This window comes from Pseudomonas sp. S07E 245 (assembly GCF_019599025.1).
Taxonomy (GTDB): Bacteria; Pseudomonadota; Gammaproteobacteria; order Pseudomonadales; family Pseudomonadaceae; genus Aquipseudomonas; species Aquipseudomonas shirazensis.
The window spans coordinates 1070566-1092411 of record NZ_CP080625.1; the positions used below are offsets into that span (position 1 = coordinate 1070566).

The 21846-nt window shown below is 62.1% G+C and carries 21 protein-coding genes; 8 read left to right on the forward strand and 13 right to left on the reverse strand.

The features are described 5' to 3' along the window. Window positions 1–31: 31 nt before the first annotated feature. The 3 genes from K3F44_RS04785 to K3F44_RS04795 all read right to left on the reverse strand — a co-directional run bounded on the left by K3F44_RS04785 (window position 32) and on the right by K3F44_RS04795 (window position 2174). On the reverse strand, window positions 32–802 hold the full coding sequence (locus tag K3F44_RS04785; RefSeq protein ID WP_220633439.1) for an SDR family NAD(P)-dependent oxidoreductase: 771 nt from the start codon (window positions 800–802) through the stop codon (window positions 32–34). A 69-nt stretch (window positions 803–871) separates the two neighbouring features. Continuing rightward, on the reverse strand, window positions 872–1051 hold the full coding sequence (locus K3F44_RS04790) for a CsbD family protein (RefSeq protein WP_101318671.1): 180 nt from the start codon (window positions 1049–1051) through the stop codon (window positions 872–874). A gap of 133 nt (window positions 1052–1184) precedes the next feature. Continuing rightward, window positions 1185–2174 carry a hypothetical protein gene (locus tag K3F44_RS04795; protein WP_150572937.1) on the reverse strand — a complete coding sequence of 330 codons (990 nt, stop codon included), beginning with the start codon at window positions 2172–2174 and terminating at the stop codon, window positions 1185–1187. Between the two features lie 231 nt (window positions 2175–2405). On the opposite strand from K3F44_RS04795, the gene K3F44_RS04800 reads away from it, so the two are divergent. From K3F44_RS04800 to K3F44_RS04810, 3 genes are read left to right on the forward strand one after another with little or no spacing between them, the layout of a single operon-like run. Further along, on the forward strand, window positions 2406–3887 hold the full coding sequence (locus K3F44_RS04800) for a helix-turn-helix transcriptional regulator (protein ID WP_220633440.1): 1482 nt from the start codon (window positions 2406–2408) through the stop codon (window positions 3885–3887). A gap of 59 nt (window positions 3888–3946) precedes the next feature. After that, window positions 3947–4096, forward strand: a complete 150-nt coding sequence (locus K3F44_RS04805; RefSeq protein WP_178080759.1) for a hypothetical protein — start codon at window positions 3947–3949, stop codon at window positions 4094–4096. Continuing rightward, window positions 4096–4413, forward strand: coding sequence for a hypothetical protein (locus K3F44_RS04810; RefSeq protein ID WP_220633441.1), 318 nt, complete (start codon window positions 4096–4098; stop codon window positions 4411–4413). Before K3F44_RS04805 ends, K3F44_RS04810 begins: the two co-directional genes overlap by 1 nt. A 52-nt stretch (window positions 4414–4465) precedes the next feature. On the opposite strand, the gene K3F44_RS04815 is transcribed toward K3F44_RS04810, so the two are convergent. From K3F44_RS04815 to K3F44_RS04840, 6 genes are all read right to left on the reverse strand, one after another. Next, entirely contained in the window at window positions 4466–5782 is a 1317-nt protein-coding gene (locus K3F44_RS04815; protein WP_220633442.1) for a cytochrome c, read from the reverse strand. A gap of 11 nt (window positions 5783–5793) precedes the next feature. Beyond that, entirely contained in the window at window positions 5794–7563 is a 1770-nt protein-coding gene (locus tag K3F44_RS04820) for a GMC family oxidoreductase (protein WP_101318680.1), read from the reverse strand. 36 nt (window positions 7564–7599) lie between these two features. Further along, the gene (locus K3F44_RS04825) at window positions 7600–8319 is read right to left on the reverse strand and encodes a gluconate 2-dehydrogenase subunit 3 family protein (protein WP_101318682.1); all 720 of its coding nucleotides are present in this window, start codon (window positions 8317–8319) and stop codon (window positions 7600–7602) included. Window positions 8320–8704: 385 nt separating this feature from the next. Then, window positions 8705–8860, reverse strand: coding sequence for a DUF2986 domain-containing protein (locus K3F44_RS04830; protein WP_101318684.1), 156 nt, complete (start codon window positions 8858–8860; stop codon window positions 8705–8707). A gap of 100 nt (window positions 8861–8960) precedes the next feature. Beyond that, window positions 8961–10022: an SDR family oxidoreductase gene (locus K3F44_RS04835; protein WP_220633443.1), complete on the reverse strand. Its 1062-nt coding sequence runs from the start codon at window positions 10020–10022 to the stop codon at window positions 8961–8963. Window positions 10023–10093: 71 nt separating this feature from the next. Further along, window positions 10094–11269, reverse strand: a complete 1176-nt coding sequence (locus K3F44_RS04840) for an MFS transporter (RefSeq protein WP_259407061.1) — start codon at window positions 11267–11269, stop codon at window positions 10094–10096. Between the two features lie 151 nt (window positions 11270–11420). On the opposite strand from K3F44_RS04840, the gene K3F44_RS04845 reads away from it, so the two are divergent. Further along, window positions 11421–12314 (forward strand): LysR family transcriptional regulator, encoded by an 894-nt coding sequence (locus K3F44_RS04845; RefSeq protein WP_220633444.1) that lies wholly within the window; start codon window positions 11421–11423, stop codon window positions 12312–12314. Window position 12315: 1 nt separating this feature from the next. Here the strand turns inward: K3F44_RS04845 and K3F44_RS04850 are convergent, their stop codons facing one another. Then, on the reverse strand, window positions 12316–13269 hold the full coding sequence (locus tag K3F44_RS04850) for a LysR family transcriptional regulator (protein ID WP_101318689.1): 954 nt from the start codon (window positions 13267–13269) through the stop codon (window positions 12316–12318). Between the two features lie 143 nt (window positions 13270–13412). Between K3F44_RS04850 and K3F44_RS04855 the strand changes: the two genes are divergently transcribed. The 3 genes from K3F44_RS04855 to K3F44_RS04865 all read left to right on the forward strand — a co-directional run bounded on the left by K3F44_RS04855 (window position 13413) and on the right by K3F44_RS04865 (window position 15999). After that, window positions 13413–14240, forward strand: a complete 828-nt coding sequence (locus K3F44_RS04855; RefSeq protein WP_220633445.1) for an amidohydrolase — start codon at window positions 13413–13415, stop codon at window positions 14238–14240. A 44-nt stretch (window positions 14241–14284) separates the two neighbouring features. Then, a complete protein-coding gene (locus K3F44_RS04860) occupies window positions 14285–15025 on the forward strand; it encodes an SDR family NAD(P)-dependent oxidoreductase (RefSeq protein ID WP_150569505.1) in 741 nt (246 codons plus the stop codon). Between the two features lie 149 nt (window positions 15026–15174). After that, window positions 15175–15999 carry an ABC transporter substrate-binding protein gene (locus tag K3F44_RS04865; RefSeq protein WP_220633446.1) on the forward strand — a complete coding sequence of 275 codons (825 nt, stop codon included), beginning with the start codon at window positions 15175–15177 and terminating at the stop codon, window positions 15997–15999. A gap of 5 nt (window positions 16000–16004) precedes the next feature. Here the strand turns inward: K3F44_RS04865 and K3F44_RS04870 are convergent, their stop codons facing one another. Then, window positions 16005–16208: a hypothetical protein gene (locus K3F44_RS04870; RefSeq protein ID WP_101318697.1), complete on the reverse strand. Its 204-nt coding sequence runs from the start codon at window positions 16206–16208 to the stop codon at window positions 16005–16007. Window positions 16209–16344: 136 nt separating this feature from the next. Beyond that, complete coding sequence (locus tag K3F44_RS04875; protein ID WP_220633447.1) at window positions 16345–18774, reverse strand: TonB-dependent siderophore receptor; 2430 nt, start codon at window positions 18772–18774, stop codon at window positions 16345–16347. A gap of 204 nt (window positions 18775–18978) precedes the next feature. Here K3F44_RS04875 and K3F44_RS04880 point away from each other — a divergent pair, with 204 nt between their 5' ends. Then, entirely contained in the window at window positions 18979–19443 is a 465-nt protein-coding gene (locus K3F44_RS04880; RefSeq protein ID WP_101318702.1) for a hemerythrin domain-containing protein, read from the forward strand. Window positions 19444–19501: 58 nt separating this feature from the next. Here the strand turns inward: K3F44_RS04880 and K3F44_RS04885 are convergent, their stop codons facing one another. Then, on the reverse strand, window positions 19502–21685 hold the full coding sequence (locus tag K3F44_RS04885; RefSeq protein WP_220633448.1) for a TonB-dependent siderophore receptor: 2184 nt from the start codon (window positions 21683–21685) through the stop codon (window positions 19502–19504). Window positions 21686–21846 lie beyond the last annotated feature (161 nt).

Consider the following 21846-nt stretch of genomic DNA (forward strand, 5'->3'; position numbering starts at 1 on the left):
GAACTGTCTATCGGTTGGCGCCGTTTGTGACTTACCAACTGATCGGCTTGCCATCCCAGGCCCAGAAACTACCGCTCTGCTCGGGCCCATGCTGGCGTGCCAGCTCGAGGATGCACTTGGCGGCAAACGCAGTGGTGAATAGCTGCTCGGCGGGTACATTGGCCTGAAAGGGCCGGGACAGCTGTGTGTCAGTGGTGCCAGGGTGCACCAGCAATACGGTGGATGCCGGGTTGACTCGGCGCAGTTCGATGCTGGCGGTGCGCAGCAATTGATTAAGGGCGGCTTTGCTGGCGCGGTAGCTGTACCAGCCGCCAAGCTGGTTGTCGTCGATCGAACCGACCCGTGCCGACAGCGCAACGAAGGTTGTCGGTTGCCTGCGCAGCAGTGGCAGCAAGTGCTTGAGCAGTAGCACTGGAGCAAAGGCATTGGTCGCGAAAGTGGCTTGCAGGCCGCTGAGGTCGAGTTGCGCCAGGCTCTTTTCGGCGCGGGCGCCGTCCTGCTGAAGAATACCCAGAGTGCTGATCACCAGGTGCAAGTGTTGGCAGCTCGCGCCAACTTCGCGCGCCAACTGCGCCAGCGCTTGCTCATCGCGGGCATCGCAGTCAAACCGCAGCAGGCGTTGGCCATGCTCCTGGGCCAATGCTTCCAGCTCAGCGCTGGTACTGGCGTGCCGCGCTACTGCGTATACCCGCTCGACGTCAGGGTGGGCGAGCAGGCTTTGACACAGAGCCAGGCCAATGCCTTGGCTGGCGCCGCAGATCAGTGCATTGGCAGGGGCAGCGAGCGCGGGAATCAGTTTCATCGACTACCTCGGAAACGCAAAAAAACGGCCGTCCGAGGACGACCGTTCTGGGTTACGTTGGCGACACTATCAGTGTTTGTCCACTGTGTTCTTCACATCGCCTACCACTTGCTGAGCTTCACCTTTCTTCTCCTGAACCTTGCCTTTGACTTCCAGTTCAGTGTTGTCGGTGGCCTTGCCAACGGCTTGTTTTACTTTACCAACAGCTTCGTTGGCCATGCCTTTGATTTTGTCAGAAGTACCGCTCATGGACGTTCTCCTAGCTCAATAGTATGTGTGTGTCGTCGACATCTTTAATGACCGCTTGCCACTTTCAACAGTTGCACCTCCTGGCGAAAATAAATCCGGTGTCATCTTCTTCGCTTTCATTGCCATCAACTAATCAGCGCAGCGTTGCGATCTGGCGGTTACGGCTGGTCAGCGCAAAGCGACCGATAGCAAAGCTCAGTGCGCCGCTGATAAGCAGGGTGATCAAGGTGCCCCAGGCTGCTTTGGACAGGTTCTTGGCGGCTACGTCAGCTGCTTCGCGGGCTTGCTGCTCAGCCTGTTGCTTGAGAGCTTCGACTTTCTCTGCTGCCTGCTGGTAAGCACGGGCGTAGTTGTCGACGACCTGCTGGGCTTCTTCGCGGCTCTTGCCGGTCCGAGCAGCCACGATGTTGACCAGTGCATCCTTGTCAGCGGCGCTCAGCGCTGGGTCGCCAGCCTGCTTGATGCGGTCGAACCACTGCTGCAGTTGCTCCATGGCCTGAGTCGGGTCATTGGCGACGGTGGTCGCAGCCTGTTCGGTCTCGGCGCTCACCTGGGCAGCGCTTTGCTCAACATTATTCGGCGCCAGGCCTGCTTTGCCGGACTGTTGCAGGGTTTTGTCCAGCTCAGCCTTGAGGCTGTCCCAGTCCAGGCTGATACCGTTCTTGTCGAGCTGCTGCTTGATGCTCTGGCCAACCCCCGGCGCTGCTGCGGCTACGCCATCAGCGGCCAGCGACAAGCCTTTGCCCGCGATATTGCCGGCGGTGCCGACCACACCGGTGGCCAGCGAGGCCAGCAGCCAGGTGGTGAGCAGGGTGGTGATGGTCCAGCTCAACAGGCCATGCAGGCCACCGCGAGTGGGGGCAGTGCGGCCTGCCACCCACGCACCAGCAGCTACTGCAAGCAGGGTGCTGGCGAACAACCAGATACCGGCACCGGTGCCGAATCCGCGCAGCGGGTTGCCGGCTTCGAGCGGATCAACCGCGCCAGCACCGATCGCGGTACCGAGCACGCTCAACAGCAGATAAGTCACCAGGGCAATTGCACCACCGGCGAACACCGAGCTCCACGATACCCGCAATGGCTGGGCAGGCACTGCGGTAGTGGTTGCGTACGCGTCAGTCATGTCAGTCATCTATGCATCCTCAGCAAGGCAGATTCCAGTTCAGTCACCCGTGGGTGGACCGTGATTTGAGTTTGCCCAGGCGTCCAGGGCCTGTAATGACGCATCTGCACCCCCCGATCTGGTGCATTCGCACTAATCTGCACGGGCAGACGATGCACTAAGCTGGGCGGGCACCTTTTGCCACGGCGTGCTTCTAACCCGGGTGCGCCTTGACCCACTGGAGATCGACCCATGAGCGACGCTGTGCTTGCCCGAGAAACCAACCGCCGCCAGTTGCAGCAGATCATCTCCGGGTTGTCCGATGGGGTGATCCTGGTCGAGGTCGATCAGACCATCCTCTGGGCCAACGAAGCTGCCCTGCAGATGCACGGTGTCAGCGAGATCAGCGAGCTGGGCGCCAACGCAGAGGAGTACCGCGAGCGGTTTGCCTTGCGCTATCGCAACAACCACCCGCTGGAGCCCGAGCAATACCCGATCAGCCGGGTCGCGGCCGGTGACGTGTTCAGTGATGTGCTGGTCGAGGTGCTGCGGATAGGCGATGAAGAAGAGCGCATGCGCGTGCAGCGCATCCGCAGCATGATCCTGGAGGACAGCAAGGGCGCCCCGGAGTCACTGGTGCTGATCATCGCCGATGCCACCCAGTGGGCGAGTGCCGAGCAACGCTTTGAAAAGACCTTCAACGCCAACCCGGCACCGGCGGTGATCTGCCGCTTGAGCGACCTGCGTTTCATCAAGGTCAACCAGGGCTTTCTGGAGATGACCGGGCACACCCGGGAGAACGTCATCGGCCGCTCGGTGTACGAGGTCGACGTGCTGGAAAACGCCGAGCGCAAGGACCTTGCCATCGAACGCTTGACCAGCGGCGGTACCATCCCGCAGATGCAGGCCGAATTGCGCCTGCCTGAAGGCGGCAGCAAGCTGGTGATCGTTGCCGGCCAGCCACTGGACATGCATGAAGAAGACTGCATGCTGTTTTCCTTTACCGACCTTGAGCCACGGCGCAAGGCCGAAACCGCGTTGCGCCAGAGTGAAGAGCGCTTCGCCAAGGCGTTTCGCCTGAACCCGGTGCCGACCCTGGTGTGCAGTGCTGACCGCCAGCAGGTGGTGGACGCCAACGAGGCGTTCCTGGCGACCCTGGGCTACACCGCGCAGGAGCTGATCGGCCGTACCGTTGATGAGCTGGATGTGGTCGAAGGCCGCGAGGTGAGCACTCAGCTGTTCGACCTGCTGGAAAAGTCTGGACGCATCGAGGGCCTGGACTTGAAGTTGCGCAAGAAGGGCGGCGAGATCATCGACTGCGTGCTCGCCGCCGACACCGTCAGCCTGCAGGACTCGCCGTGCTACCTGCTGGTGGTGATGGACATCACCGAGCGCAAACGCTCTGAGCTTGAGCTGGTGGAGGCCATTGAGGCGGTGATGCACGATGCGTCCTGGTTCAGCCAGACCCTGATCGAAAAACTGGCCAACGCCAAGAACCTCAACACCCGCCAGTTCCCGCCGGCGTCAGTGACCGACCTGACCGCGCGCGAGCGCGAAGTGCTGGGCCTGATCTGCGAAGGCCTGGCCGACAAGGAAATCGCCGCGCGGCTCAAGCTGGCGCCCAACACCGTGCGTAACCACGTAGCGACGGTGTACTCCAAGCTCGATGTGCACAGCCGCAGCGAGGCCATTGTCTGGGCTCGCGACCGGCGCCTGTTCGTGCGCCAGGGTTGAACGTTGGCCGGCGCGCGGGTCTCTAACGGTACGCATTGATCACTGGAGAGGTACTGACGATGAACCCAGCAACGGAAGGTTTGGAAGAACAGGGGCCCAGCGGCGTGCCGTTCGTCAACGACCCGCAAAAGCCTGCCAACCATGGCCACACCGAGGTGGTTGAGGAAGAGGAAGATATCGATCCGGTCGAGCCAGAAGAGGCCGACTGATGGCCGCGCCAACCACACCTGATGGTCGTTATCTCGTCATCGATGGGATGCTCTGGCGCTGCTCCAATCCCAGCCTGGCCGAGCCAGAGCGGCAACGCTTGGTGAATGAGCTGATGACTGCTCGACGTGCTGTGAAAGCGGCCAAGGGCCGTGTGGATGCAGAGGCGTTGCGCGAGGCTAGAGCAGGCGTGCAGGCGGCCAAGGTAGCCTTGGGCGAACGCGGCCCGGTGTGGTGGGACGATGGCAGTGCCGACTTCAATCGGCACAAGGTCCGGAATACACCCTATGCGCAGTGGTATGAGGGTTTGCAGACCTGAGCAAGCGGCTATCGCGGGCCAGGACGGCCCGCGACAATTGCGCTATGGCACCTCAGTGATGCTGGAGCGCGGCACGCACTTCACGGACCTGTGCCGCAGTCACCTTCGAGGCCTGGTTCGACCAGCCATGGCGCAGGAAGCTCGCCAGCGCGGCCACTTCAGCATCGTCCATGCGCTCGGCAAAGCCGGGCATCGGCAGCACCGAAGGGGCACGTTCGGTGGACGGCGTCATGGCACCCGCGAGGATTACCTGGATCAGCGCCGACGGGTTCTCGGCATTGACCACCGAAGCACCGTCAAGCCGCGGGAATACCTGCTCGGCGCCCTGGCCGGTGACAAAGTGACACGCGCCACAGTTGTCCAGGTACAGCCGCTGACCCAGATCCAGGTCCTTGGCCGCCGTCAGTTTGGCGATGGTGGCCTGGCTGCGCTGCGGGGCGTGCTGATACTCACCTTTACCGGTGGCCTCCAGCGATTTGAGGTAGGCGGCCATCGCCAGCAGGTCTTCGTCGCTCATGTGCGAGGTACTGTTGGCGACCACATCCTTCATCTCGCCCGCCACAGCGGCGATGCTGTTGCGCCCGGTGCCCAGGTAGTCAACGATCTGCTGCTGGCTCCAGTGCGGCATGCCGCGCAGCGCCGGTACCGCCCAGCCATTGAGCTCAGCGCCGCTGAGATAGCTGCCAGTGCGCTCGTCCAGCCCTTGCTCCTGCATGGTCAGTGCCCGTGGCGTGTGGCAAGAGCCACAGTGGCCAAGGCCCTGAACCAGGTAGGCGCCGCGCTGTAGTTGGGCATCGTCGATGCTCACGGCGTCGGCCGCAGCCGCTTCGGGCGTAGGCGAGAACAGCGCGCGCCAGTACGCCAGCGGCCAACGGATCGACAGCGGCCAGGCAATGCCATTGGCTTTGTTGGCCTGTTCCACCGGCGCCACACCCTTCATGAAGTAGGCATACAGCGCCTGCAGGTCGGCATCGCTGACCTTGGCATAGGACGGGTAGGGCATCGCCGGATACAGCGCACTGCCGTCATGGCCGATACCGCGGCGCATGGCCCGTTCGAACTCACCGTAGCTCCAGGCGCCGATACCGGTCTTGTGGTCGGGGGTGATGTTGGTGGAGTAGATGGTGCCGATTGGCGAGGCAATGCCCAGGCCCCCGGCGAACGCCTTGCCGCCATCGTGGCTGGTGTGGCAGGCCACGCAGTCGCCGACCCGGGCCAGGTAGGCGCCCTTGTCGATCAACTGTTCGGTGATCGGCTGTGGCATCTGCGCGCTGGCGTCGCCGGAGCGGTTCAGCCACAGGCTCACGGCCCAGGCCAGCAATGCCAGCAGGGCCGCGAGCAGGAGCAGACGGATCAGGGTCGATTTCATCGAAGCGCTCCTCATGCCTGCACCAGCGGGCCAGGGTTTTTCAGGTACTGGTCCTTGATCGCCTGGGCGGCGAACAGGGTCAGCGCGCCGATCAGCGCGGTCGGGTTGGCCTGGAAGTTCTGCGGGAAGGCGTTGCCGCCGGGGACGAATACGTTGTGCACGTCCCAGCTCTGCAGATAGCGGTTGAGCGCGCTGGTCTCGGGCGAGTCGCCCATGATCGCGCCGCCGACGTTGTGGGTGGAGACGTACTTGGTGATGTCCCAGTGCGAATCCATGTCCAGGTAGCTTTCGCTGACGCTGTCGGGGTTGAGCTCCTTGGTGATGTCGCCAACGATGCCACGCAGGTGCTGCTGCAGTTTCAGCTCGTTGGGCTTCCAGTCGAAGGTGATCCGCAACAGCGGCTGGCCCCACGGGTCCTTGTAGGTCGGGTCGAGGTCCAGGTAGTGCTCGCGATAGGACATGCAGCCGGTAGAGATACTGACCTTCATCGAATGGCCGTACCAGTCCTGCATGCCTTCTTTCCAGCCCTGGCCCCACTCAGGGGTGCCGGCGGGCAGGGCGGTGCCGATCGGCGTGCCGGTGGCCTGCGAGCTGTGGATCTTGGCGCCGCCGATCACACCCAGTGCCGGGCCGTCGAAGTTGCCTGGCGAGATGTCGTTGAACATCTGCCCGGTGGCGCCGGCAGTGGCGAACGGGTTGAAGGTCTTGTCCTTGAAGAACAGGGTGCTGCCGCCAACGCTGAGGAAGGCATAGTTGCGGCCGATGGTGCCCTTGCCGGTCAGCGGGCTGTACGGCTGGCCGATGCCCGACAGCAGCATCAGGCGCACGTTGACGAACTGGAAGCCCGCCAGTACGACGATCTTGGCCGGCTGGAACACTTCGTTGCCCTGGCCATCGGCATAGGTCACGCCCTTGGCAGTCTTGCCGTCGGCGTGCAGCTCAACCCGCAGGACGTTGGCGTTGGTGCGGTAATCGAAGTTGTCCATGCGCTTGAGAGCGTCCATCACCGCGGTTTGCGGCGAGGCCTTGGAGTAGTTCAGGCACGGGTACTTGCTGCAATAACCGCAGTAGTTGCACGGCGCGATCTGGTTGCCGTAGGGGTTTTTCCAGGCGCGCGAAACGTTGGCCGAAGGGTTGGGGAACGGGTGATAACCCAGCTTGCGCGCGGCTTCGGCGAACATCGTGTTGTTCAGCGTGTCTTCCAGCGCCGGCAGCGGGAAGGGGCTCGAGCGTGGCCCTTCGAACGGGTCGCCGCCTTCGACGATGCGCCCCTGCAGGTTGCCGGTATTGCCCGACAGGCCGCAGATCTTGTCGAATTTATCCAGATACGGCTCGATTTCTTCCCAGGTGAACGGGTAGTCCTGGATCTGCATACCTTCACCCAGCACGCCGGGTTTGTAGGCCTGGTCGGCGTAGGTCTTGAGCTTGATGTCGGTCGGCGTTGGCCGGATCAGCACGCCGGTCCAGTGCAGGCCCGAGCCGCCGACGCCGGTGCCAGGCACGAATGCGCCCCACTGGCGAGTCGGCAGAGCGGTGCTCTGCATGTTGTGGCGCACGGTGAGGGCGCCGTCCTTGGGCGTGACCATGATCTTGTTGCGCACGCCGTAAGCGTACTGGTCGGCGGGCTTGGGGTAGGTGAAGTCGGCATTGCTGCGGTCTTCGCCACGTTCCAGGGCGCGCACCTTGAGGCCGGCCTGGGCGAGCTCGATGCTCATCAGCGAGCCGGCCCAACCGAGGCCGACCACGACTACATCGACTTCGTCATTGGTAATGTTTGGCATAGGTAACCTTGAATGCTCTGTCGCTTGGCGAAGGGTTCAACCGCGCTGGCCGGTCAGGCTGACCGGGCCGAGCGGGTAGGGGACGTTGTGCTGGGCTACCCATTCCAGGTAGCTGGCACGCGCGCCGGGGAAGCCGATCGCAATCCACGCCTTCATGCCTTTGTTGCCGCCGTAGATCGGGTCGGCAAGCCAGCCCTGGCGGGTGATGTTGAGCAGTTCGCTGAACAGCAGCTTGGCCTTGAGCACAGGCTCGCCGTGGGCGGCAAAGTCGACCTGGCCGTTCTGCATCTGCTTGAGCACCTGCTCGCGATCGCTCAGGGACAGCAGGGCGAAGTGCTGGCCGTATTTGGCCTGGCACCAGCCTTCGAGCGCGGCGATGCCCTGGCGGTAGATCTGCTGCGGAGTGAACGGCAGCTGGTAGCCGAGGGTGGCCGGCGCGTTGACGTCGAACGGGCCCTCAAGGTACACCTCGCTACCCAGGTCGCCGGCCAGTTGCTGGTCGATGAAGATCGGCACGTTGGTCTCCAGCGCACCGGGGCCGCGGCCATCAGCAGGGATCAAGCGGTCGCAGGCAGCCAGGATGAAGGTCCATTCGGCTGCAGTGAAAAAGATCGGCGTGTAGCTGTCCAGGCTCGGCGCGGCGAGCTCGGCGGCGGCAGCGGCGCTCAGGCCGTTGAGGGCGATGCCCATGGCGGGCAAGGCGATCAGCGAGGACAGCAGAAACTTTCTTCGCGATGTTTGCGTGGCAATCAGCATGCGGGTTCACCTATGACTATTCACGAGGAACCCGAGATGTATCCGGTAATCCGTTACCTGTAGAAGCCGCGATAGTCTCAGATGAGATAGCGCTATCTTCCAGTGTGCCTGGTCAGGCGCTACAGCAAAAACGGCTCTACGAAGTGTGGGGAGACTGAATTGGGCGCTGCTCTTGTATGAAGCCTGGCAGTCGCGTGGCTTGAATGAACGACCCTCTCGAGGGCGTCATTAGGCCTGATTTGGACATCACGGGTAACGAGAAGCATAGCAAGCTACCGAGTCTGTTACAAAACATTTCTCGACGGATGTCAATGTCGTTATCGTCGCAGGCCTTCAATGCACCAGCTGAGTGATGCATGCCGGTCGCGAGAGCTGTCTGCCCGCTTTATTCAGGGCTGGATACGGCGGCCTCAGCTGCTTCGGCAGCGGCTTTCAGACGGTCAGCCTTGCAGATGTACTTGGGTTTTTTTGGGGCGAGTTTGGCGTTGGCTTTTTGCGCCTTGGCCTTGAACAGCTGTTGCAGTTTTTTCTGGCGGTTCATGTGCTTTCTACCTGCGAGTGGACGCCGGCATGATATCGCGATTTCGGCTCGCGCGTGTGCGCCGGCTGGCCGGCGCACACGCGCGATTGAAGCGTAAACCTCAGGGAATCAAACGTGCCTCTCGCAATTGATCAAACACCTCGAAAAACGCCCGATCACTTGCTTGATAGGCACTGAAGCCCAGCAGCCGACTCTTGGTCATGTCGGTCACAACTTCGATCGGCCGGCCGAGGTCGGCATCGGTGTGCCAGGGCGAGACCAGGCGGCTGATGTCGGCTTCCTTGAGGCCATGCTCGGCGACGATCTGGCTCCACAGCGCCTGGTCATCGGCCATCTGCGCCTCCAGCGGCGCCGGCGACTCGGGGAAGGGCGCGGGTGTGAGGCCGAAGTAATTGGCGATCCGGCCCCACATCCACTGCCAGCGGAACACATCGCCATTGGTGATGTTGAACGCCTGATTGGCGGCTTCAGGGGTAGTCGCCGCCCATAGTTGCTGCTGCGCGAGCTGGCGGGCGTCAGTCATGTCGGTCAGGCTCTGCCACTGCACGCGCGAGCCGGGGAACACGAACGGGCGGCCGCTTTGCTTGCAGATGCTGGCGTATACGGCGAGGGTGGTTGCCATGTTCATCTCATTGCCAACGGCCACGCCGGTGACGGTGTGCGGGCGGTGGACGCTCCAGGTGAAACCATCGCGCTCGGCAGCGGCAAACAGTTCGTCTTCCTGGGCGTAGTAGAAGTTCTCGACATCCAGCCGGCCTTGTTCCTCACGAAACGGCGTCTGCGGCAGGCTGCCCTTGCCATAGGCCTCGAAGGGGCCAAGGTAGTGTTTCAAGCCAGTGACCAGAGCGACGTGTTTGACGCTGCCTGCCGGGCGCAGCGCCGCGAGCACATTGCGCACCATGGCGCCATTGACGCGGATGTTTTCCCCTTCGCTGGCCTGGCGCGACCAGGTGGTGATGAATACGTGGGTAGGCTTGAGGTCGGCCAGCGCCGCCTGCAGCGAGGCAGGGTCTTGCAGGTCTGCGGCCACCGGGATGATCCCCGGCGCCGCCGTTGGCTTACGCGAGAGCGCTGCCACCTGCCAGTGATTGTCGAGCAAAAGCTGGGTGATGGCGCTGCCGACGATGCCGCTGGCGCCGACTACCAATGCTGTCTGGGTCATGATGTTCTCCTCAGGTAATGGTTTTCTGAGCAGGCCAGCACGCCAGAGGTTCAAGCCGATCTGTGTTCGATTCAGCCGCTGGCCCGAGCGGCGCGCAGGGTCAGCAGCGCTGAAAGGACCAGCAGTGCGGCGCTGGCAAAGAATGTCAGCCGATAGCCACTGCTGTCGAAGAGTACCCCTCCTGCGGTCGAGCCGAGTGCGATGGACAACTGGATTACCGCCACCATCAGCCCGCCGCCGGCTTCTGCATCATTGGGCAGCGACTCGGCCAGCCAAGCCCACCAGCCCACCGGTGCAGCAGTGGCAAACAGGCCCCACAGGGCGAGCAGGGCGAACACGGCGGGTACCGAAGTGCCGAACATGACCAGGCCTACGCCGATGACGGCCATCAACAACGGGATGACGATCAATGGCCGGTACAGGTTGCGCTTGAGGAAGGCGCCGATCAGCACTGTGCCGATAAAGCCCGAGACGCCCAGGCCAAGCAGGATCATCGACAAGGTGGTCACATTTACCCGGCTGACGCTTTCCAGAAAGGGCCGCACGTAGGTGAACAGCATGAATTGGCCTATGAAGAACACGCCGACAGCGAGCATGCCCAGTATCACGATAGGCCTTTTCAATAGCGCCAGGACGCTGCCCGACGGGCCAGATCGCTCATGCGTCGGCATCGACGGCAGGCTCAACCATTGCCAGACCAGCGCGATCAATGCCACCGGCACCAGGCAATAGAATGCGCCGCGCCAGCCGATGACACCACCAAGATAGCTGCCTAATGGCGCGGCAATGACAGTGGCCAGCGCATTGCCGCTATTGAAGATGACCAGCGCCCTGGGCACGCTGGCCTTGGGCACCAGGCGCATGGCAACCGCCGCAGACATCGACCAGAAGCCGCCGATGACCACGCCGATCAGGGCACGGCCGAGCATGTAGACGCTGTAATTGCTGGCCGAGCCGACAATCAGCCCAGATACGCACATCAGTGCGGTCAATAACAGCAGCAGGGTCTTGCGGTCGAGCGAGCCGGCCAGCCTGGCGATGGTCAGGCTGGTCAGCACGGCGAATGCGCCGGAGATGGCAATGCCGTAGCCGGCCAGCCCTTCGCTGACGCTCAGGTCGCGAGCGATTGGCGTAAGCAGGCTTACCGGCATGAACTCGGAGGCAATCAGCGCGAACACGCACAGGGTCATGGCAAAGATGCCGCTCCAGTAAGCGGGCGCACTGCCCTGGCCGTCGTTGCGGTACATACCCGGCGAGGCCTCGATGGTTGGGCTGGACATAATGGATTCCGTTTTTGAAGGACAATGCAGCTGACGTGTCGTGGTTTAAATCTTGACTGATAGAGCGTCTGCTGATTAGTAGAGGGAATCTGAATGTGGTTGTGAGAAAATCTCAGCAATGAAGCACGCCAAGATCAACGACCTGCAAGCGTTCATCGCTGTCGCCCAGGAACAGAGTTTTACCAAGGCAGCGGCCCAGCTGGGCGTCACGCCGTCGGCGTTGAGCCATGCGATGCGTGCGTTGGAGCAGCGCCTGGGCGTACGGTTGCTGGCCAGGACTACCCGCAATGTCGCGCCCACCGAGGCCGGGCAGCGCTTGCTGCAGTCGCTGGCGCCGCTGTTCGAGCAGATTGCCGAGCAGGTCGAGGCGCTCGGCGAGCTGCGCGACAAGCCTGCCGGGACCCTGCGCATCACCTGCACCGATGACGCCATCGATCTGTACATCCGGCCCAAGCTGAAGGCCTTTCTGCAGACCTACCCGGATATCACCCTGGAGCTGATGGTGGACTACGGCTTCACCAACGTGGTCGAGCAGCGTTTCGACGCCGGGATCAGAATGGGCGAGTCGATCAGCAAGGACATGATCGCCGTGCGCATCAGCCCGGACTGGCGCCTTGCGGTGGTTGCTTCACCCGAGTATTTCGCCGCTCACGGCATACCGCAGACGCCACACCGGCTGACTGAGCACCGCTGCCTGAATATCCGCCACCGCCCTGCTGGATCGATCTATGCGTGGGAGTTCGAGAAGGATGGCCAGGCCTTTACCGTAAAGGGCGAGGGCCAGTTGGTGGTCAACAGCATCATGCACGTGCTCAACAGCGCGGTTGACGGTATCGGCCTTGGCTACGTGCCGTACGCCCTGGCGGCGCCACTGATCGCTGAGGGGCGCTTGCAGGAAGTGCTGGCGGACTGGTGCCCGTACTTTCAGGGCTTTCACCTTTATTACCCGAATCGGCGCCAGCCCTCGCCGGCATTTACCGCCTTTGTCGAGGCGATGCGCTATCGCCCGTAGCTCAGGTGAGCGCCGGTTCGACTGGTTCGATCGCCCGGCCCAGCTGCATTGCCTGCGCCTGCAAGATACGCATCAACTGCAGCGTGGCCTGGGCTGGTGGCTCGAAGCGCGAGTAGACAAAGCTGATATCGAAGCTGATCTCATCACTTAGCGGCACAGTTTTGAGGCCGCTGTCCTGGGCGACGAACTCGTCGATGATGGTCATACCCATGCCTTGCTTGACCAGTGCCACGGCCTCCACTGCATTGGTGAACGACAACAGCGAATCAAGCTGCACGCCGCAGCGGCTGAAGGCCTCGCCGAGCAATTGACCGAATGCCATGTCCGGGCGGAACAGCAGCAGGGGATAGCCCTGCAGTTGTCGCAATGACAGGGATGGGTGATGCGCCAACGGGTGGTCGAACGGCATCAGCGCAACCATGCGCCCGCGCATGTAGGGCACCGAGTGCAGGTGGTCGTGCGGCAGCGGCAGGGCGGCGATGGCCAGGTCGACCTTTTTCGACAGGATCTGATTGGCCATCTCGACCATGAGCGTGGTCTGCCATTCGATATTCAGCGCCGGCACCTCGCGCTTGAGCTGGGCCAGCGCTGCCGGGATGACCACGGTCGACAGCGAGGCACTGCAGCACAGGCGCAAGGTGCGCTGGGCACCGCTGGCCAGTGCCAGCGCACAGTCGTTGACTACCAACGCCGCTTGGTACACCCGCTCGACTTCACGATAGAGGACCTGCGCCTCGCCGGTCGGTACCAGGCGATTGTTGATCCGTTCGAACAAGCGGTAACCCAGGCGCCCTTCGATGTAGCCCATGAGCTTGCTCACCGCTGGTTGCGAGACATAGAGCAGCTTGGCCGCGGCGCTGATCGAGCCGGTCAGCATCACCGCGCGGAATACTTCCATGTGCCGCAGCTTGAACAGCATGTGATCTGCGCTCGGTCGGTCTGAGGGCATAATCATTACCTTTGGTTATGGTCTTGCTCATCCAGGTATGAGCGCTGGTGGCGGCTGCGCAGTATCGTTAGCTCCTGCCTGGCGCCATGTCGGTGGCGACAATACCAAGATTTGCCGGCCCGCGCTGCGGCGTCTGGAGAGAGAAACGCATGAGTATTTTCGACGAGCCAAAGATCGACTGCCATAACCATTTGTTTGATCCAGTAGCTTACCCCTATCACCCCGATGCGCCGTATGCGCCCTCCGGCCAGGAAGTGGCCACGCTGACGCAGTGGGAGGAGGTCATGGCTGCCTACGGCGTATGCAATGCCTTACTGGTCGGCCCCAACAGTGGCTACCACACCGACAACCGTTGTCTGCTGGCGGCATTGGCAGCTGGTCAGGGCCGTTTCAAGGGCATTGCGGTGGTCGACAACGCTATCAGCCTCGACGCCTTGGCTGCGCTGCAGGCCCAGGGCGTAGTTGGGGTTGCCTTCAACCCGGCACTGTACGGCCTGCAAACCATGGATGGTGCCGAAGCACGTCTGGCCAAGCTGGCCGAGTTGGGCATGTTTGCCCAGATTCAGGTGTGTGATGACCAGTTGCTGGAGCTGCACGGGCTGCTCGAACGTAGCCCGGTGCGCCTGCTGATTGATCACTGTGGCCGGCCGAACGCGGCGGCCGGGGTAGGGCAACCGGGCTTTCAGGCGTTGCTCAAGCTGGCGCGTTCCGGGCGCGCCAGCGTCAAGCTGTCGGGTATGCAGAAGTTTGCCGCAGCCGATGCCCTGCACGCCCAGAGCCATGCCTATGTGCAGGCCTTGATCGAGGCATTCGGCCCAAACGCCTGCGTGTGGGGCTCGGACTGGCCGTTCATTCGTCAGCACTCGCGGATCGACTACGGCCCGCTGCTCAAGCTTGCCGAGCGGCTGGTGCCAGACCCGCAACTGCGCCGCGAGATCATGTGGGACACCCCACGCCGGCTGTTCGGCTTTGCCTGAGCCGCGGCCATCACCGCCTGTAATCTCAACCAAGGAGCAACACCGTGAGCCTGCACCTCGAAGGACAAACCGCGATTGTGACCGGTGGCATGCGCGGCATCGGCCTGGCCATTGCCCGCCGGCTGCATGCCGAAGGCGCCCGTATCGTCATCTGGGATCTGGCGGTGGATAGCTGGGACAGCACTGCCGCTGGCTTCGAGCCCGCAATGTGCCAGGCCGTCGATGTCGCCTCGCTGGCCTCGGTCGAGGCGGCCTTTGCCGAACTGATCGAGAACCTGGGCCGGGTCGATATTCTGGTCAACAACGCCGGCATCAACGGGCCGGTGCTGCCGTCCTGGGAGTATCCGGTAGAAGCCTGGGACAAGGTCATCGCGATTGACTTGAACGGCGTGTTTTATTGCTGCCGCACGGTCATCCCGCATATGCGCGAACGCGGCTACGGCCGCATCGTCAATATCGCCTCGATGGCCGGCAAGGACGGCGTGCAGTACATTTCCGGCTATTCGGCGGCCAAGGCTGGTGTGATCGCCTTCACCAAGGCTGCAGCCAAGGAGCTGGCGCAGGACGGGGTGCTGCTCAACTGTGTGGCACCTGCCATGGTCGAGACGCCACTGATGGCCGAGATGACCCAAGAGCACATCGACGCGAGCAAGGCCAAGATCCCCATGGGGCGGTTCCTCAAGGCCGAAGAAATCGCCAACATGGTCACCTGGATCGCCGGCCCAGAGTGCAGCTTCACCACCGGCTTCGTGTTCGACCTCAGTGGCGGCCGAGCCACCTATTGACGGGATTGTTGCCAACGATTGACCTGCGGCATGCAAACCCGCCACGCGCGCATTGGCGCCCGGGCAATTCTGGGCCAGACTGACGGGGCGTCGTCAGTCTGCCGGGATTGCTTGGGCAGACGCACCGTCATCCTTGCCGAGGGTCGCCAATGCTCGAACGCTGTCGCTGGCGATGTTGCCTGTTGTCGCTGATTCTGCTGCTGCCGATGGCTGCGATGGCAGAGGACGACTGTCGGCACCTGACCGCTACCGGTAATCCGGAATATCCACCGTACCTGTGGCGCGACCCGGACAACCCGGCACTGCTGATCGGCGCCAATGTCGACTTGCTCCAGCATGTGGCCAGGCAACTGGGCATCGACATCGCCGTGGTCTACAGCGGGCCGTGGTCGCGGGCGCAGGAGCAGGTACGCAACGGCCGTATCGACCTGCTTGCCGGTCTGTTCATCACGCAAACGCGCGAACAGACCATGGACTTCATCAAGCCGGCATTTCTGACCACCGCCAGTATGGTCTGGGTCCGTCGTGATGACGGCTTTGCCTACGTCAAATGGGACGACCTGAAAGGTCGCAATGGCGGCACCCTGGTCAACAACAGCCACGGCCAGGCGTTTGATGACTTCGCCAGCGCCAATCTCAACCTGGAAGCCGTGCCCAGCGCCCACCAGGCGTTCGAGAAGCTGCTGCACAAGCGCAACGACTACGTCCTGTTCGAACGCTATCCCGGCATGGCACTGGCGCGCACGCTGGGTGTGGAGCACAAGCTGCAGATGCTTGAGCCGCCGGTGTCTGCCGAGGGTTTGTACCTGGCCGTGTCGCACAATGCGCCATGCAACGTGGCCGAGCTGCGCCAGCGGCTGGCGGCGACCATGCAAGAGGTGACCGCCGGGCCGTTGCCCGCGCAGTGGGTCATGCACAACCTGCAGCGTTGGCGCAGTCAGAACGAGCCCGGAACGTTGCCTGGCAAGCCCTGAACGTTTCAGCCAGGCGCACTCACGTTAAGCCGCGAGCACTCCGCTTCAGCCTCAGCTCGCTGATTGAAGGTCAGTTGCAATCGCAGCTTTTCAACGTTGTCGTACAGGTTGAAGCCGCTGCAGACAGCCCCCGTGTAGAACCCAATACCGCGCTGAGGGCACGGTTTTTCTTTTGGCACAGCTGGAATCACCACAAAACGCGGCTGCATGTTGAGCGCCTCCCCAGGCAGATGCTTTAACTATTAGTCTGCATCATGCAAGGGTGCAAGCAGGCTCATGCTTGGACGACCGACGGCAGCCTGCTGCAAGGGCGCCCGTTGCGGGCGCCGCGTGCTCAGGTCGCGCTCAGAAGTCCCAGCGAGTGGTCAGCATGTAGTTGCGCGGCTCGCCATAGGCGCCCGCTTTGTAGAAGCCAAGGTTGGTGTAGTAAGTCTTGTCGAACAGGTTGTTGGCGTTGACGGTCGCCGACAGCTGCTTGGTGAACTGGTAGCGGGCCATGGCATCGACCAGCCAGTAGGCCTTTTGCGAAAACTCCTCGTAGCGCGCCTGCGGCGTGTTGTAGATGTCCTGCCAGGCCACGCTCTGCCAGCGCGTGCCGCCGCCGATAGTCAGCTTGTCGAGTGCACCGGTCAGCTTGTAGCTGGTGTACAGGGTGACCTGGTCTTCAGGTTCGAAGGTGGAGATCTTCAGGTTGTTGTCATCACGCACGATCTTGTGGGTGTAGCCGGCCTGGACCTGCCAACCCGGCGCAAGCTCGCCGGACGCTTCGATCTCGTAGCCTTTGGTGACTGCCTGAGTGCCCTTGAAGGCATAGTTGTCTGGCGTGGGCACGCGATCGTTGTATTCGTCATCGGAAATCGAGCGGTTGTCCTCATGCACCTCGAAGTAAGCGGCGCTGGCGTTCAGGCGGCCATCGAGAAACTCGGCTTTCAGACCAATCTCGTAGTTCTGGCCTTCGTCCGGCTCGAGCATCTTGTTGTCGCGATCACGATTGAAGGCTTCCTGCGGCATGAAGATATCGGTGTAGCTGGCGTACACCGAGTAGGTGTCGTTGAGGTCGTAGATGGCGCCGACGTAGGGCACGAAGCGGCCGCTTTCCTTGTAGGTCGGGTCGAGGCCGCTGATGGTGTAGTTGACCACCCGACCGCCGAGCAGCACTTTCAGGTCGTCAGTGATGTTGAGCCGGGTGGTGAAGTAGGCGCCGGTCTGGCGCACGGTATCGTCGGTACGCTGCGAAGGCCTGCCCCAGTCCGGTTCGGCAATGTTGCCGTGCCAGTTGTTGAAGTCGACTACGTTGGGCTCGCGCAGGGTGTAGTTCCAGTAGCCTTTGCCATCCCAGTTGGAGTGGGCGATGGAGCCGCCGACCACCAGTTCGTGTTCACGCCCAAACAGGCTGAACGGGCCGGAGGCATACAGGTCGGCCGAGTCGCTGACAGTCTCGCCGGTGAACTTGCCGGGGACGATCGCCGAGGTGCCGTCGGCATTCGGCGTGGTGCCCTGAATGGTGCCCATCACCGCGTGGTAACCATTGATCTTGTGATCGACCTGCAGTTTGCTCACCCAGCCGTTGTCGAAGTTGTGCTCAAGCATGGCGAACACGGTGCGGGTGTACTGCTCCCAGCTGCTCCAGTCAGCCGCATTGTTGAACGAGCGCGAGATGTTGTTGTGCTGGCCTTGGGCGTTGAGCAGGGGGAAACTGCCTGACCACGACGAGGCCTTGGGCAGGCTGTCCTGATAGTCGCCGCCGACGGTGAGCAGGGTGTCTGGCGACAGGTCGAACTCAAGGATGCCGTAGTACACCGGGGTCTTGCGCGAGTAGCGGTCCATGAACGAGTGCTTGTCCTGATAGGCCGCTACCGCTCGCCCACGCACGTTGCCGCTGTCGTTGAGCGGGCCGCTGACGTCCAGCTCGCTGCGGTAGTTGTCCCACGAGCCTGCGCCCAGCGTCGCGTGGCCCTGGAAGTCGGCCGTAGGCTTTTTGCGTACCAGGTTGATGGTCGCACCCAGCGAGCCGGCGCCGGTGAGCAAACCAGTCGCGCCCTTGAGCACCTCGACGCGGTCGTAGATGGCCATGTCACTGAGGGTGTTGCCGGCTGAATAGCCGACGTTGCGCGCGGTCGAGGGGATGCCGTCGTACTGGAAGTTGTTGATCGAAAAGCCGCGCGCGTAGTAGTTGCTGCGCTCGCTGTCGAAGGCTGAAACGGTAATGCCCGGGGTGTGACGCATGACGTCGTCGACGCTGTTGAGGCCGAAGTCATCCATGTGCTGACGGGTGACCACGGTGATCGACTGTGGCGTCTGGCGCGGGGTCAGTACCAGCCGGGTGGCGGTGGCGATCGAGCCTGGGGTGTACGAGCCGGTGCCCTCGCTGACGGTACCCAACTGATTGGAAATCACTTCGGTGGCGCCCAGCTCCAGGGCCGCGCCGTCCTGTGCGATCGGTTGCAGCGAGTAACGACCGTCGCCCTCGCGCACCGCTTGCAGGCCGGAATTGAGCAACAGTCGTTGCAAGCCTTGATCGGCAGCAAAGCTGCCATCCAGGCCAGCCGTAGCCAGACCCCGCGTCAGCGCTGGGTCGAACGACAGCACCACGCCGCTTTCAGCAGCGAAATGGGTCAGCGCAGTGCCGAGGTCGCCGGCCTGGATGTGGTAATCGCGCTCGCTGCTGTCGGCAGCCTTGGCGGGCATGGCCAGGCCCAGCCCAAGCAGGGTGGAGAGGAGCAGGGCGCTGCGAAGGCTGGCGCTGAGGCGGCCAACCGGGAAAGGGGCGGTCATGGCGTGAAATCTCGTTGTGGGTGGCAGGCGGGCTTATCTGCCCTTCGCTGAGTAAGTCGAATGGGAATGAGAAAACCTATCATCCATGCCGAAAAAATATTCAGCACCGCCTGCCGCTGGGGAAAGGCATTGAACCTGGAAGATTGCCGGCCACTCAATCCTACGCAACGCCGTGATTCCAACCAGGTACTGATGAGGTGCTGAATGAACGCTATCGAACTGCTGGAACAAGACCACAAGACGGTGAAAAAGCTGCTCGAAGAGCTGTCCAACACCACTGAACGGGCGTTGAAAAAGCGCACCGAGCTGCTGGCGCGGATCGAGCTGGAGCTGCAGGCCCATACCACCATCGAAGAAGAGATCTTCTACCCTGCGCTGACCCAGGCCGGCGACAAGGACGACGTCAAGATGTACCACGAGGCCAAGGAGGAGCACCGCACGGTGGATGCGCTGGTATTGCCTGACTTGCTCAAGACGCCACCCGATACCCTGGAGTTTTCCGGGCGGATGAAGGTGCTCAAGGAACTGCTCGAGCATCACATCGAAGAGGAGGAGTCGGATATGTTCCCGCGCGCCAAGGAGCTGCTCGACAAGGCAACCCTTGAGCAACTGGGCGACGCCATGCAGGCGCAGAAAAAACTGATCAAAGACGAACACCGCGTCGCCTGATGCAGGCAGGGGCCACGCGCCAGGTTGAATCTGGCGTGTGGCCCTTGCACGTCTTCGCTTAGAAGCTGTACTTGGCGGTCAGCATCATGTTGCGCGGCGCGCCATAGACATCGCCGCCGTATTGCCAGGATTGCGAGATCGCCGAGTAGTACTTGCGATCAAAGATGTTGTTGGCATTGAGCTGCAGGTCGAGGTTGCGGTTGACCTGATAGCCGGCCATCACGTCGGTGACTGCATAGGCACCTTGTTCAAGACGGTAGTTGCCACCGTCGACCAATGCGATGTCGTTGTACATCCGGCTCTGCCAGTTGACGCTGCCGCCGACGCGCAGTTTTTCCAGAGGGCCCTGGAAACGGTAGGTCGTGCTGATCTTGAACTGATGCTCAGGGGTGTCCGTGTCGAACTGCTTGTTGACCAGCGCCGGTTGCGCGGCATTCTTGGTGGTATGGGTGCGAGCATAGGTGTAACCGCCGCCGATCTGCCAGTTGTCGGTGAGTGCGCCTTGCAGCTCCATGTCGATACCTTGGCTGCGGATCTCGCCAGAGGCTTCGTAGCAGGTAAGCTGAGTCGACGAACAGACAGTACGTTCGAGCACTTCCACCGCACGGTTTTCCTGGTCGACGCGGAATACCGCCAGGCTGGCGTTCAGGGCACCGTTGAAGTACTCGCCCTTGATGCCTACCTCGTAGTTCTTGCCTTCAATCGGACGCACCGGCGAATTGCTTGAGCCGCGCTCGGTCTGTGGCTGGAAGATATCGCTGTAGCTGACATACACCGAGTGATTGTCATTGAGCTCGTAGATCAGGCCGGCATAGCGGGTCACGTTGCGGGTGACCTTGTAATCGCCCTGGCCATCCTTGTCATCGTAGTCATACCAGTCCAGCCGGCCGCCGAGGATGAGCTTGAGTGGGTCGGCCAGGCTTAGGCGGGTGGTCATGTACAGGCCGTCTTGAGTCGTGACGGAGCGGTCGTTGGTGGTATGCAGGAAGTTCGGTTTGCCGGCGTTGATGGGCCAGTTGGGGTCGTATGGGCTGTAGTTGTGGTTGGTCATGTCGTAGATGCGGCGGCTGGTGCCGACCACCAGTTCATGGCTGCGCCCCAGCGCCTGGAACGGGCCGCTGGCGAACACATCAACGCCTGCCTGGTTTTCATCGTGCTTGGACTGGTAAACCGTTCGACCCAGCGTAGTGCCGGTCCAACGCGACTGATACGACCCCGAGAACAGCGCATTCTGCTCGGCATAATTGGCATTGACCTGCAGCTTCCAGTCATTGGCCAGGCGCTGGCGCAGTTCGGCAAACACCGTGTTGATTTCCTGGTCCTTGTTCTCCCAGTCGGTGCTCGGGTTGTACGAGCGCGGCAGGTCGAGGTGGTGGCCATCGAGGCCAACCATCGAAGAGCCCCAGAAGTAGTTGGTCTTGTCCTTCTGGTGCGACAGGCCTACGGTCAGCGTGGTGTCTTCGCTAAGGTCCGCTTCGGTCACCGCGTAGAACAGGCCGTGGCTTTCTTCGGCATCGTCGACAAAGCTGTTGGCGTCGCGGTAGGAGGTGACCACTCGGCCGCGCAGAGTGCCGCTGTCGTTCAACGGGCTGGAGGCATCGACCTCGCCGCGATAGTCGTCCCAGCTGCCGGCAGCGCCGGTCAGGGTGACTTTCTGTTCGGCCAAGGGCCGCTTGCGTACCATGTTGATCGCCGCCGACGGATTGCCCGCGCCGGTCACCAAACCTGTAGCGCCGCGTACTACTTCAACCCGGTCGAACATCGCCAGGTTTGGCTGCACCCCGGCCGTCCAGCCCGAGTAACCGCTGGGGATACCGTCGTACATGATGTTGTCGATGTCGAAGCCACGCGCGGTATAGGTCTGTCGGCCAGGGCCACTGGAGAAGTTGAGGAACAGCCCCGGCGTGGCCTTGACCACGTCATTGATGCTGGTCATCGCCTGGTCGTCCATGCGCTGGCGGGTAATCACCGTGACTGCCTGTGGCGTCTCGCGCATGGTCAGCGGCAGTTTGGTCGCCGTGGCCATGGCGCCTGTGGTGTAGGAGCGGGAGCCTTCGGTGGTGCTGCCCAGCCGCTCCGAGCTGACTTCGGTTGCGCCTAATTCCATGACAGTCGATTGCGCCCCATCCTTGGGCTTGACGGCTTCTTCGGCTACGGCATGGGCCATGCTGGCCATGCAGATGGCGGAAGCCAAGAGAGTACGCGACGGGCTGAAACGACGTTGCGGGATAAGGCGCGACATGGGTTGCGGTTCCTGACGGTCTTTTTAGTAAATGTTTATGCTTATGAGAAACATTACCAATTAGTTTGTCAGGATTTTCCGAGCAGCAACAGCCAAGGGCTGCAAAAAATCCAATGAATTTTTCACATTTGGCTGATCAGTAGATGCAGTGGGTGCCGCGA